This window comes from Microbacterium terrae (genome assembly GCF_017831975.1).
GTDB classification, from domain to species: Bacteria; Actinomycetota; Actinomycetes; order Actinomycetales; family Microbacteriaceae; genus Microbacterium; species Microbacterium terrae.
On record NZ_JAFDSS010000001.1, the window covers coordinates 1,645,796 to 1,658,776 of the forward strand.

A 12,981-nucleotide genomic window follows, 5' to 3' on the forward strand; every position below is an offset into this window, starting at 1 on the left:
GACAGAAGCCTATCCAGAGGACAGGTGCGCGTGGACGGCCGCGGCGAGCTTGGGACCCACTCCCGGCAGCTCGGAGATCTCGTCGGGCGTCGCCCGCTTGAGTGCGGCGACCGATCCGAAGTGGCGCAGCAGCGACTTGATCCGCGCGTCGCCGAGCCCCGGCACCTCGGCGAGCACCGACTGGATGTCGCGGCGCCGGCGCCGGCGCTGATGGGTGATCGCGAAGCGGTGGGCCTCGTCGCGCAGGCGCTGCAGGAGGTACAGCGCCTCGGAGGTGCGCGGCAGGATCACCGGGTACTCCTCCCCCGGCAGCCATACCTCCTCGAGGCGCTTGGCGATCCCGCACAGGGCGATCTCCTCGTGCCCGCTCTCGCGGAGCGCACGCGCCGCAGCCTCGACCTGCGGCCGGCCGCCGTCGACGACGAGCAGCTGCGGGCGGTAGGCGAACCGCGGTCGGCGCCTGGTGGTCACGACCTGGCCGTCGGCCGTCGGGTCGGCCGCGGCATCCGTCGGCCCCTCCGGCTCGTCGTCGCGCCCGTCGAGGTAGGCGAGGCGCCGGGTGAGCACCTGGTGCAGCGAATCGGTGTCGTCGGTCGTCTCGGCGACGCCGAACGAGCGGTACCGGTCTTTGCGCGGCAGCCCGTCCTCGAACACCACCATCGACGCCACGACGTTCGTGCCGCCGAGGTGCGACACGTCGTAGCACTCGATCCGCAGCGGCGCCTCGGCGAGATCGAGAGCCTCCTGCAGGTCGGTCAGCGCCTGGGTGCGCGAGGTGTAGTCGCTCGTCCGACGCGTCTTGTGCAGCATCAGCGCCTGCTGCGCGTTCAGCGTCGCGGTGCGCATCAGGTCGGCCTTGCGCCCCCGCTGCGCGACCTGGAGCGTGACGCCCTTGCCGCGCCGTTCGCGCAGCCACTCCTCGAGCTCGTCGGCATCGTCGGGAAGCGCCGGCACCAGCACCTGGCGCGGGATCTCGGCACCCTCCGCTCCCCCGTACGCCCGCTGCAGCACCTGGTCGACGAGGTCGCCCCCGGTGATGTCGAGCTCCTTCTCGATGGTCGTGGCGACGACACCGCGCACACGGCCCCCACGCACCACGAACCGCTGCACGGTCGCGGCCAGCTCGTCCTCGGCGATGCCGAACAGGTCGGCGTCGGTGTCGGCCGCGAGCACGAGCGCGCTCTTGCTCAGCACGGCGTCGATCGCCTGCAGCCGGTCGCGGCACAGCGCGGCGGTCTCGTAGTCCATGGCGGCGGATGCCTCGCGCATGCGCCGGGTGAGCTCCTTGGTGAACCGCTGGTCGCCGCCGGCCATGAACGCGACGAAGTCCTGCGCGATGGCCCGGTGCTCCTCGATCGTCACCTTCATCGAGCACGGGCCGCCGCAGCGCCCGATCTGGCCCGGGAAGCACGGGCGTCCGGTGGCCATCGCCTTCTTGTACGACGCGTCGCTGCAGGTGCGGATCGGGAACACCCTGATCATCAGGTCGATGGTGTCGTGCACCGCCCACACCTTCGGGTACGGGCCGAAGTACTTCGCCCCCGCGATGCGGCGGTTGCGCGTGACGATCACGCGCGGCGCCTCGTCGGCGAGGGTGATCGCGAGGAACGGGTACGACTTGTCGTCCTTGTAGCGCACGTTGAACGGCGGATCGAACTCCTTGATCCACATGTACTCGAGCTGGAGCGAGTCCACATCGCTCGCGACGACCGTCCACTCGACGGATGCCGCGGTGAGCACCATGCGACGCGTGCGCTCGTGCAGCGTGTGCAGCGGCGCGAAATAGTTCGACAGCCGGGCACGCAGGTTCTTCGCCTTGCCGACGTACAGCACGCGACCGGCCGCGTCGCGGAACCGGTACACCCCCGGGTTGGTGGGGATCTCCCCCGGCTTCGGCTTGTACGCGAGCTCGGGGCGGGCGGACTTGACAGGCATCCGGATGCCGCTCAGCCGGCCTTGCGGACCTCGGCCGGCTGGATCCCGAGGACCTCGGCGAGGAACGCGCCAGTGTGACTGCCCTCGACGCGCGCCACCTGCTCGGGTGTGCCCGTCGCGACGACCTGCCCGCCGCCCGAGCCGCCCTCGGGGCCGAGGTCGATCACCCAGTCCGACGACTTGATCACGTCGAGGTTGTGCTCGATGACGATCACCGTGTTGCCCTTGTCGACCAAGCCGTTCAGCACCTCGAGGAGCTTGCGGACGTCTTCGAAGTGCAGACCGGTCGTCGGCTCGTCGAGCACGTAGATCGAGCGGCCGTTGGTGCGCCGCTGCAGCTCGGTCGCGAGCTTGACGCGCTGCGCCTCGCCGCCTGAGAGCGTCGTCGCCGACTGCCCCAGGCGCACGTAGCCGAGACCGACGTCGACGAGCGTCTTGAGGTATCGGTGGATCGCCTGGATGGGCTCGAAGAACTCCGCCGCCTCGGCGATCGGCATCTCGAGCACCTCGGCGATGTTCTTGCCCTTGTAGTGCACCGCGAGCGTGTCGCGGTTGTACCGCTTGCCGTGGCACACCTCGCAGTCCACGTATACGTCGGGCAGGAAGTTCATCTCGATCTTGATCGTGCCGTCGCCCGAGCACGCCTCGCAGCGCCCGCCCTTCACGTTGAAGCTGAAGCGCCCCGGCTGATAGCCGCGCACCTTCGCCTCGGGCGTCTCGCTGAAGAGCGTGCGGATGCGGTCGAAGACACCCGTGTACGTGGCGGGATTCGACCGCGGAGTGCGGCCGATGGGCGCCTGGTCGACGTGCACAACCTTGTCGAGGTTGTCGAGTCCGGTGACCCGCGTGTGCTTGCCGGCGACGCGACGGGCACCGTTGAGGCGGGTCGCGAGCACCTGGTACAGGATGCCGTTCACGAGCGACGACTTGCCCGAGCCGCTCACACCGGTGACCGCCGTGAGCACACCGAGCGGGAAGTCGACGGTGACGTTCCTGAGGTTGTTCTCGCGCGCGCCGACCACGCCGACCTGACGCTTCCTGTCGATCTTGCGGCGCTTGGCCGGCGTCGGGATCGACCGCCTCCCCGACAGGTAGTCGCCGGTCATCGACCCGCGATCCTCGAGGAGCTCCTCGATCGGGCCGGAGTGCACGACGGCACCGCCGTTGACGCCCGCTCCGGGGCCGATGTCGACGACCCAGTCGGCGGCGTGGATCGTCTCCTCGTCGTGCTCGACCACGATGAGCGTGTTGCCGAGATCGCGCAGCGCGACCAGGGTCTCGATCAGGCGGCGGTTGTCGCGCTGGTGCAGTCCGATCGACGGCTCGTCGAGCACGTAGAGAACGCCGGTGAGTCCGGAGCCGATCTGCGTCGCCAGACGGATGCGCTGCGCCTCACCGCCCGACAGGGTCGCCGCCGCGCGGCTGAGACTCAGGTAGTCGAGGCCCACGCGGATGAGGAAGTCGAGGCGCAGCCGGATCTCGCGCAGCACCTGCGCGGCGATGGTCGCCTCACGGTCGGTGAGGGTCAGGTGTGCGAAGTACTCGCGCGCCTCGCCGAGGCTGAGGCGCGACGCATCCGCGATCGAGTGCCCGTGCACCTGCACGGCAAGCACCTCGGGCTTGAGACGCGCGCCGTCGCACACCGGGCAGGGCACCTCGCGGAGGTACTCCGACCAGCGCTGACGCTGCGTGTCGGACTCGGCCTGCACGTACTGGCGCTCGATGTAGGGCACCACGCCCTCGAAGCCCGACGAATAGCGCATCTCGCGGCCGTAGCGGTTCTTCCACTTGACCGTGACCTTGTAGTTCTCACCGCGGAGCACCGCCTCGCGCACCTCGGCGCGGAGCTTGCGCCACGGAGTGTCGAGCGAGAAGTCGAGGTCGACGGCGAGCCCCTCGAGGAGCCGCTCGTAGTACTGGAAGAGGCCCTTGCCCTGGGTGGTCCAGGGCAGCAGCACGCCCTCGCGGATCGAGAGCTCCTCGTCGCCGAGCATGAGCTCCACGTCGACCGACATGCGCGTGCCGAGGCCCGAGCAGGCGGGGCAGGCACCGAACGGCGCGTTGAACGAGAACGTGCGCGGCTCGATCTCGGTCAGCTGCAGCGGGTGTCCGTTGGGGCACGCGAGCTTCTCGGAGAACGACTGCCAGGCGTCGTCGCCCTCTTCATCGACGAAGTTCACCTGCATGATGCCGGCTGCCAGTCCGAGTGCGGTCTCGACCGAATCGGTCACGCGGCCGAGGATGTCGGGGCTCGCCACCAGGCGGTCGACCACCACGGCGATGTCGTGCTTGTAACTCTTCTTGAGGGTCGGCGGCTCGGCGAGCTGGATCATCTCGCCGTCGACGATGGCGCGGGCGTAGCCCTTCGCTCCGAGCTCCTTGAAGAGGTCGACGAACTCGCCCTTCTTCTGGGTGACGACCGGCGCGACGATCTGGTAGCGCGTGCGCTCGGGCAGATCCATCAGCTGGTCGGCGATCTGCTGCACGGTCTGCCGCTGGATCACTTCGCCGCAGTCCGGGCAGTGAGGCACGCCGATGCGCGCCCACAGCAGACGCATGTAGTCGTGGATCTCGGTGATCGTGCCGACGGTCGAGCGCGGATTGCGGTTCGTCGACTTCTGGTCGATCGACACGGCGGGGCTGAGGCCCTCGATGAAGTCGACGTCGGGGCGGTCGACCTGCCCGAGGAACTGGCGCGCGTACGCGCTCAGGGACTCGACGTAGCGTCGCTGCCCCTCGGCGAAGATCGTGTCGAAGGCGAGGCTGGACTTGCCGGAGCCGGACAGGCCGGTGAAGACCACGAGCGCATCGCGCGGGATCTCGAGGTCGACGTTCTTGAGGTTGTGGACGCGAGCGCCTCGGACGCTCAGTCTGCCGCTGGACAGCGACGCGGTTCCGGGCGCGGAGACAGGGACGATGGGCACCCGATCAAGTGTAGGCGGGGCCTCCGACACCGGCTCCGAGATTCGCGATCGGCGAAGCCCGGATCGACGACGACGGCCCCGAGCGCTCGCCCGGGGCCGTCGTCGATCGGCGTGGATCAGGGGGTGACGGTCAGCGTGAAGGCGCTCGTCGTACCCGTCGACGGCACGGTGACGTCGAACGCGGTCTCGCCGCTCGCTGTCGCCGGGACGACGAACGTGGCCGACGCCGTGCCCACCTCGTCGGTCGTGGGCGAGTAGCCGCCGACCACCGGTGCGCTGACGAGTTCGGTGCCGCCCGTCGAGACGACCACGGTGCCGGCGGCGGGTTCGCCGCGCGTGAACTCGAGCGACGACAGATTCACGGTGACGCTCGCGCCCGCCGCGACGGTCGTGCCGCCGACGACGCTCACCCCGACCGCGCGCTGCGCGAGATCCGGCGTCGCCGTGCCGAAGGCGTCGAACCAGTCGACCATCGACTCGAGGTCGATCTTGCCGCTGTCGGCCTTGTTCACGCCCTGACCCAGGGTGGTGAAGTTGTCACCGCCCGCGGCGAGGAACGAGTTCGCACCCACCGAGTACGTCGCGGCGGGGTCGATCTCGACGCCGTCGAGCCACATCTGCGTGATGTGCGATCCCTTCGCAGCCGCCGGGTCGTACGTGTAGGTGAACCCGGCGCTGACGCCCAGCTTGAGGAACGGACGTGAGGCGCCGGCAGGCTGCCACTGCTCCTCGAGCACGGCCTTCAGCTGTGCACCCGTGAGGTCGACCGACACGAGGGTGTTCGCGAAGGGCTGCACCGCGGCGGCCTCGGCGTACGTCACCTCGCCGGCGGCGAGGTCTGCACGCAGACCGCCCGGGTTCATGAACGCGACGTCGACGGCACGCGTGCCGTCTTCATTGAGCGCCCACTTCTGCACATCGGCGACGAAGTTGCCGAGCGTCGACTCGCCCCCGCGGTTCTCCGGGAAGGAGGTCGCTCCGGTCGGGTTCGACGCCGCAGCGCGGCCGAAGCCGGTCTCGGCCTCCCCCAGCACGACGCTTCCGAGCTCGTCGGCGACGGCCTTCGCCTCGTCGACGATCGGCACGATGGCCGGGTCGGGCTCGGCGTACCAGGCCGTGACGTTTCCGCGGTCGTCGAACGCCGTCGCCATCGAGTACACGGTGTTCTCCATCGACACGATCGCCTTCTGCTTGCGGTCGTAGACGATCTCCATGTTCGAGAAGCGCTCGCCGTACTGACCGCTCGAGATCACCGGGCGCCCGTCGATCACGTGGTTGTAGGCGAGATGCGTGTGACCGGAGACGATGGCGTCGATGTCGTCGTCGGCACCGAGCACGATCTGCCCGAAGCGCGTCGCGGGATCGGTGGCCGAGGCGATGTCGGTGGTCGCGGCGCCCTCGTGCACGAGGAGGACGACGATGTCCGCCTCGCCGTTGCGCTCGTCTCCGTCGCTCAGCTCGTCGGCGACCCGGTTGGCCGCGTCGACGGGGCTGCCCACCGAGATGTCGGCGATTCCGTCGGGGCTCACCAGCGAGGGAAGCTCATCGGTGACGGCCCCGACGAAGCCCACCCGCACCGTCTGCTTGGCGTACTTGTCCGTGATCTTCTTCTTGAGATCCGCCAGCCGGGACTCGATCTTGGCGGTCGCTGCGGCCAGCGCTGCCTCGACCTTCTTCTTGAGCACCGGGAACTTGGCGAGGAGCTTTGCCTGGAGCGCCGCGACCTTCTCGACGGCCTTCAGTTCGGCTGCGGCCTTCTTGTCGGCCGCGGCGAGTTCGGCGGCTTGTGCCGCCGCGGTGGCCGGATCCGGGGCGAGCCGCGTGATCCAGTACTCGGGGAGCGCCGGATCAGTGGTGTCCTTGTGGTAGACGTTCGCGCCGAGGTACTCCCAGTCAGCGAGCGGCATGACGCGGTCGGTCAGGTCGGCGAATCCGCGGTCGAACTCGTGGTTGCCGACAGAGCTGACGTCGAGTCCGGCGGCGTTGAGGGCCTCGATCGTCGGCTCGTCGTCCTGGATGAACGACGTGAAGGTGGACGCGCCGATCATGTCGCCGGCGGCGGCGAAGATCGTGTTCGGATTCTCCTCGCGGAACGCGTTCACCGCGGTGGAGAGGCGCGCGATGCCGCCCGCCGAACCGGACTGCTCGATCCTGCCGTGGAAGTCGTTCACCGTGAAGAGATTGAGCGAGACTTCCGTTCCCTGCCCGTAGGCGTTCCCGTTCGGGGTGCTCTCCGGCGCCGCCGACGCGGGGACGGCGCCGCCGACGGCGAGGCCGACCGCGGTGACGCCTGCGACGGCGAGGATGCCGAGACGGCGGGAGTGGTTCCTGGACTGGTCGGAGTGTGACCTGCTGCGCATGTGTGCTTCCTTGCTGAGGGGACACCGGTACCGCCGCCCGGACACGCAGGTTTCGCGACGTCGGGGCGTCGTGCCCTGAGCATAGGTTCGTGCCGGGGTATCAGACCAGAAAGATGAGAAAGTGTTCACGAAGCCGGAACATGCGCACTCCCCGCGAACGGTGCGAGCGCGTCGCGCAGCGCGAGAAGCGCCTCGGCCTGCAGGCCGACCGCGCGCATGACCTGGGGCGGCACTCCCAGCGCCCGCTCGCGCAGAGCCGCTCCGTCAGCGGTCAGCGTGAGGTCGAGCCGGCGCTCGTCGACTGGGTTTCGCTCGCGCACGACCAGGCCCTGCGCTTCGAGGCGCTTCACCAGCGGCGACAGCGTCGCCGGCTCGAGCGCGAGTTCGTCCGCGAGCCCGCGCAGGGTTCGCGGAGACGACTCCCAGAGCGCGAGCATCACGAGGTACTGCGGGTGCGTGAGCCCGAGCGGCTCGAGGATCGGCCGGTAGATCGACACGACGTTGCGCGCTGCGGTGACGATCGCGAAGCACACCTGGTTGTCGAGCTTGAGCAGGTCATCGGGGGTCGGGTTCGCGTCAGCCACGAAGGTATCGTAACGGCACAAATCATTAGTACACTAATGATCATGGCCGATTCTGCTCCGAAGCCGCCCCTCCGAGTGCGCGTGCGTGCGGCCGGCGGCTGGTACGCATGGTTCAACACCAACCTCATCCGGGTCGCCGGGCCGGCCGCGGTCGGCCCGTACGAGTCGACCCCCGCACCCACCGAGCAGGAGCGCGCTGAGCGGGCGTGCCCGCTGTGCGGCGCCGCGATCACCCGACACACGTTCGACCGCAGCGGGCCCAAACCGCTTATGCACTGCCCCTGAGTCGCGGGGGGGGGCACTCCCGGCGCCAGAGGCGCTCGGCGAGGCGTGCCCGCTCGGGCGCACCGGTCGTCAGGCGTGCCCGGCCCGCTCCATGGCCCGCAGCTCCCGCTTGAGGTCCTGCACCTCGTCGCGCAGGCGCGCGGCGAGCTCGAACTTCAGCTCCTCGGCGGCCGCGAGCATCTGCGACGACAGATCCGCGATCGTCGCCTCGAGCTGTTCGGCGCCCTCGGCGGCGATGCCCTCGCGACGCAGCTGGGGCGTCGGCGACTTGCCCTTGCCCGACTTCGTGCGCGAGGCATCCTTGCGCGAGAGCATCTGGTTCGTGTCGGACGCCTCCCGTGCCAGAACCTCGGTGATGTCGGCGATCTTCTTGCGCAGCGGCTGCGGGTCGATCCCGTTCGCGGTGTTGTACGCGACCTGCTTCTCGCGTCGGCGGTCGGTCTCCTCGATCGCCTTGGCCATCGAGTCGGTCACGGTGTCGGCGTACATGTGCACCTGGCCCGACACGTTTCGCGCCGCACGACCGATGGTCTGGATGAGCGACGTGCCCGACCGCAGGAAACCCTCCTTGTCGGCGTCGAGGATCGACACCAGCGACACCTCGGGCAGGTCGAGACCCTCGCGGAGCAGGTTGATGCCGACCAGCACGTCGTAGACGCCGGCACGCAGCTCGCTCAGCAGCTCGACACGGCGGAGCGTGTCGACGTCGGAGTGCAGGTAGCGCACCCGCACGCCGTGCTCGCCGAGGAAGTCGGTGAGCTCTTCGGCCATCTTCTTGGTGAGCGTCGTCACGAGCACGCGCTCGTCGCGCTCGGCGCGCACTCGGATCTCTTCGAGCAGATCGTCGATCTGCCCCTTCGACGGCTTGACGATGATCTCGGGATCGACGAGACCGGTCGGGCGGATGATCTGCTCGACGACGCCATCGGCGATGCCCATCTCGTAGCGACCCGGGGTGGCCGAGAGGTACACGGTCTGCCCCACGCGCTCCTTGAACTCGTCGAAGCGCAGCGGGCGGTTGTCGAGGGCGCTGGGCAGCCGGAACCCGTGCTCGACGAGGGTGCGCTTGCGCGACGCATCCCCCTCGTACATCGCGCCGATCTGCGGAACCGTCACGTGCGACTCGTCGATCACCATGAGGAAGTCGTCGGGGAAGAAGTCGAGGAGGGTGTGCGGCGGCTCGCCGGGCGAGCGGCCGTCGAGGTGTCGCGAGTAGTTCTCGATTCCCGAGCAGAACCCGAGCTGCTGCAGCATCTCGAGGTCGAAGGTGGTGCGCATGCGCAGCCGCTGCGCCTCGAGCAGCTTGTTCTGCCGCTCGAGCTCCTGCAGCCGCCCGGCCAGCTCGTCCTCGATCGTGCCGATCGCGCGCTGCACCGTGTCGGTGCCCGCGACGTAGTGCGAGGCCGGGAAGATCGGCACCGAGTCCATCTTCTGCACCACGTCGCCGGTGAGCGGATGCAGCATGTACAGCGCCTCGATCTCGTCGCCGAACATCTCGATGCGGATCGCGTACTCCTCGTAGACGGGGATGATCTCGATCGTGTCGCCGCGCACGCGGAAGTTGCCGCGCGAGAAGTCCACGTCGTTGCGGTTGTACTGCATGGCGATGAACTTGCGGATGAGCGCGTCGCGGTCGTACGCCTCGCCGACCTGGAGCGCCACCATGGCCCGCATGTACTCCTCGGGGGCGCCGAGGCCGTAGATGCACGACACCGTACTGACCACGACGACGTCGCGCCTGCTCAGCAGCGAGTTTGTCGTCGAGTGGCGCAGCCGCTCGACCTCGGCGTTGATCGACGAGTCCTTCTCGATGAAGGTATCGGTCTGCGGGACGTATGCCTCGGGCTGGTAGTAGTCGTAGTAGCTGACGAAGTACTCGACCGCGTTGTTGGGCATGAGCTCGCGGAACTCGTTCGCCAGCTGCGCCGCCAGGGTCTTGTTGTGCGCGAGCACCAGCGTCGGCCGCTGCACGGCCTCGACCAGCCACGCCGTCGTCGCGGACTTGCCGGTGCCGGTCGCGCCGAGCAGCACGATGTCGGTCTCGCCCGCTGTGACGCGCGCTGCGAGGTCGGCGATCGCCTGAGGCTGATCGCCGGACGGCGCGAATTCGCTGACGACCTCGAACGGGCGGACGGAACGGGTGGGCTGCACCCGTCCAGCGTAGGCGCGCCCACCGACATCGGGGCCGGTCGGTGTCAGAAGCTCCCGCCGCCGCCGTCGAACCCGCCGCCCATGCCGCCCTCGAATCCGCCGAGCGCACCACCGTCGAACCCGCCGCCGAAGTCCGCACCCGACATGCCGCCGTCGAAGGACGTCTCGGGGGCGTAGGTGTCGCCGACCCAGGTCGGCTCGTTCGCGATGCCGACCGATCCCCCGCCGACGGTGAAGTAGGTAGCCACCGCTGACGACACGAGGAACTGCTGGGCGACGAGGGCCATGACGCCCGCCGAGAACAGGACGCTGCGCGGATCGCCCATCGCATCCGCCGCGTCGCCGGTCAGTGTCGCCGTCTGCGTCGTCGCCGGCTGCGTCGCACGCACGCCGTCCGATTCCTCGGCCCGCGCCGCGCGGCGCTCCTCCATACGACGGAGGACCCGCGCGAGCACGACGGGATCGTCGGAAGCGGAGCGCTGCTCCGCCTCGGACATGAACGGGCGCAGCTGATCGAACATCTCGCGCCGGCGCTCCGGCGGAACCTGGGCGAACGCGGTCGCGTGCGCACTCTCGATGACCGATGCCGGCAGGGTGCCGAGCAGGTAGAGGTACCGACCGACCTGCTCCTCCTCGGTCACGGCGCGGTACGGCTTGCGGCGGAATCGTGCGAGAAAAGTCATGGCATCCTCCTCGATGATCGCCAGCGTACGCGACCGTGCGACCTGCCGGAACGGCTCGGTGCGAATCGGGCGGGCACCGGACCGCGACGGGTCACTCCGCGGTGCGCCCGCGCTCCCCGACGTCGCCGGTCACGAGCCCGTTCCAGAGGTCGTCGACCTGCCGCGCGGTCTCGTCGAGGGTGCCGGTCGTGTCGATGACCACGTCTGCCAGGGCCAGCCGCTCGTCATCCGACACCTGCGCCGAGAGACGGGCCGCGGCATCCGTCTCGGTCATGCCGCGGAGCGTCACCATCCGCTGCAGCCGCGTGTCCGCCGGCGCATGCGCCACGACGACGAGGTCCCACGGGTCCGACGCCCGCGCTTCGGCCAGCAGCGGCACGTCGTACACGACGACCGCCCGGGGATCGGCCGCGTACGCCGCCGCGAACCTGCGCGCGGACTCGGCACGCACCGCCGGATGCACGATGGCATTCAGCTGCTTCACCGCATCGTCGTCGCCGAACACCCGCGCCCCGAGTGCCGCGCGATCGAGCGAGCCGTCCGACGTCAGGACGTCGGCTCCGAACTGCGCGGCGATCTCGGCGAGCACGGACGAACCGGGCCGCTGCACGTCGCGCACGATCGCGTCGGCGTCGACGATCACCGCGCCGTGCTCGGCGAGGCGACCGGCGATGGTGGACTTGCCCGACGCGATGCCGCCGGTGAGTGCGATGAGGGGCATGTCATCGAGGATGCCACGTCCCCGCGCGAACCTCAGCGACTCCTGAGTCCGTCCTGAGGTCGGCTTGAGCCGCGGCCGCTAGCCTCGGAGCAACCCGAAGGAGACGTACCCGACCCGGTGGGTGTCTGGGGAGGTGAGGAAGACCGTGACACGGGAGATCGTGCAGGCGGTCAGGCCTCATCACAACCCGCCGGTCGACCACGCGATGCGTGGACGGATGGCACGGCTCCGCCGCGGAGGATCGGCGATCGTGGGGGCGATCGCCGGTCACCTCCGTGACGCGGACACGCGAGGAGGCAGGGCACAGGGGACGTGCTCCACCACCCGCTCGGCCGCTCGTTCCGGGGAGGTGAGCGGACGGGTCGTCGTGGGGACGACCGGTCCGCGACACGCCGGAACGAGCGGCCCCTCTCCGCGGACCGCCGCCGGTCCGCCCGCTCCCTTCCGCCGCGCACGCGGGTTGACACGAGCATGACCACCGCCCACCACGGGTTCGAGGCCGCTTTCTGGGATATCCTGACGGTCCACGAGCCGGCGGACTCCCCGACGGCGGAGGGAAGGCCGGTGGACGAATCGCGGATCGCCGTCGTCATCGAGGATGAAGACGACATCCGGTCGCTGCTGAGCACGGTGCTTGCCCAGGGCGGGTTCGTCGTGCATGGCGCAGCGACCGGCGAAGAAGGGGTCGAGCTCGTACGCCTCCACGACCCGCTTGTGACCACGCTCGACGTGAACATGCCCGGCATGGACGGGTTCGAAGCGGCCAAGCGCATCCGGGCCGTCAGCACCACGTACATCGTCATGCTCAGCGCGCGGACGGAGGAGATCGACGCTCTGCAGGGGCTCGAGGCCGGCGCCGACGACTACGTCGCCAAGCCGTTCCGTCCCCGCGAGCTGCGCGCGAGGATCGACGCGATGCTTCGACGGCCGCGGCAGCACCTCGCCGCTCCCCCGGCGGGTTCCGAGGCATCCGTCACGTCTCCTGCCGACACGCCCGCCGACGGAGAGTGGCTCGAACACGCGGGTCTGCGCCTCAACCCGGCGATGCGGGTCGCGACGGTCGACGACGCCGACCTCGACCTCACCCGCAGCGAGTTCGACATCCTCGCGGATCTGCTCGCCGCCGGCCGGCGTGTGCGGGGCAAGTCCGACCTCGCGATGATGCTCCGCGGCGATATCTACGCGGGATCGGACTTCGTGAGCGACAGCGACGCGCGCGCCATCGAGGTGCACGTCGCGAACCTGCGCCGCAAGCTCGGCGAGTCTCCTGCCGCGCCGCGGTGGATCGAGACGGTCCGCGGCGTCGGCTACAGGCTCACCGCGTCCTGACACCGACCA

Annotated in this window: 9 protein-coding genes; 2 read left to right on the plus strand and 7 right to left on the minus strand. The window is 69.6% G+C overall.

Features of this window, described 5'->3' with window-relative positions; all coding sequences use genetic code 11:
- Window positions 1-9: 9 nt before the first annotated feature.
- The 4 genes from uvrC to JOD63_RS07660 form a co-directional block, all read right to left on the minus strand.
- Window positions 10-1,935 (minus strand): excinuclease ABC subunit UvrC, encoded by a 1,926-nt coding sequence (gene uvrC / locus JOD63_RS07645; protein ID WP_045277004.1) that lies wholly within the window; start codon window positions 1,933-1,935, stop codon window positions 10-12.
- 11 nt (window positions 1,936-1,946) lie between these two features.
- On the minus strand, window positions 1,947-4,859 hold the full coding sequence (gene uvrA, locus JOD63_RS07650; protein WP_045277005.1) for an excinuclease ABC subunit UvrA: 2,913 nt from the start codon (window positions 4,857-4,859) through the stop codon (window positions 1,947-1,949).
- Between the two features lie 116 nt (window positions 4,860-4,975).
- Entirely contained in the window at window positions 4,976-7,219 is a 2,244-nt protein-coding gene (locus JOD63_RS07655; RefSeq protein WP_052682613.1) for a bifunctional metallophosphatase/5'-nucleotidase, read from the minus strand.
- Window positions 7,220-7,344: 125 nt separating this feature from the next.
- A complete protein-coding gene (locus tag JOD63_RS07660; protein ID WP_045277006.1) occupies window positions 7,345-7,803 on the minus strand; it encodes a MarR family winged helix-turn-helix transcriptional regulator in 459 nt (152 codons plus the stop codon).
- A 42-nt stretch (window positions 7,804-7,845) separates the two neighbouring features.
- Between JOD63_RS07660 and JOD63_RS07665 the strand changes: the two genes are divergently transcribed.
- The gene (locus JOD63_RS07665) at window positions 7,846-8,088 is read left to right on the plus strand and encodes a hypothetical protein (RefSeq protein WP_211088075.1); all 243 of its coding nucleotides are present in this window, start codon (window positions 7,846-7,848) and stop codon (window positions 8,086-8,088) included.
- A gap of 69 nt (window positions 8,089-8,157) precedes the next feature.
- On the opposite strand, the gene uvrB is transcribed toward JOD63_RS07665, so the two are convergent.
- The 3 genes from uvrB to coaE form a co-directional block, all read right to left on the minus strand.
- Window positions 8,158-10,239, minus strand: coding sequence for an excinuclease ABC subunit UvrB (gene uvrB, locus JOD63_RS07670; protein WP_045277008.1), 2,082 nt, complete (start codon window positions 10,237-10,239; stop codon window positions 8,158-8,160).
- A gap of 44 nt (window positions 10,240-10,283) precedes the next feature.
- Entirely contained in the window at window positions 10,284-10,922 is a 639-nt protein-coding gene (locus tag JOD63_RS07675) for a hypothetical protein (protein ID WP_045277009.1), read from the minus strand.
- A gap of 91 nt (window positions 10,923-11,013) precedes the next feature.
- Window positions 11,014-11,643 (minus strand): dephospho-CoA kinase, encoded by a 630-nt coding sequence (gene coaE / locus JOD63_RS07680; RefSeq protein WP_045277010.1) that lies wholly within the window; start codon window positions 11,641-11,643, stop codon window positions 11,014-11,016.
- A gap of 564 nt (window positions 11,644-12,207) precedes the next feature.
- On the opposite strand from coaE, the gene JOD63_RS07685 reads away from it, so the two are divergent.
- Window positions 12,208-12,972, plus strand: a complete 765-nt coding sequence (locus JOD63_RS07685; protein ID WP_045277068.1) for a response regulator transcription factor — start codon at window positions 12,208-12,210, stop codon at window positions 12,970-12,972.
- Window positions 12,973-12,981: the final 9 nt, after the last annotated feature.

Excerpts from the sequence above, each read along its gene's own strand:
- uvrC (WP_045277004.1), bottom strand. The coding sequence starts at position 1,935 with ATGCCTGTCAAGTCCGCCCGCCCCGAGCTCGCGTACAAGCCGAAGCCG.
- JOD63_RS07655 (WP_052682613.1), bottom strand. The coding sequence starts at position 7,219 with ATGCGCAGCAGGTCACACTCCGACCAGTCCAGGAACCACTCCCGCCGT.
- JOD63_RS07665 (WP_211088075.1), top strand. The coding sequence starts at position 7,846 with ATGGCCGATTCTGCTCCGAAGCCGCCCCTCCGAGTGCGCGTGCGTGCG.
- JOD63_RS07675 (WP_045277009.1), bottom strand. The coding sequence starts at position 10,922 with ATGACTTTTCTCGCACGATTCCGCCGCAAGCCGTACCGCGCCGTGACC.
- coaE (WP_045277010.1), bottom strand. The coding sequence starts at position 11,643 with ATGCCCCTCATCGCACTCACCGGCGGCATCGCGTCGGGCAAGTCCACC.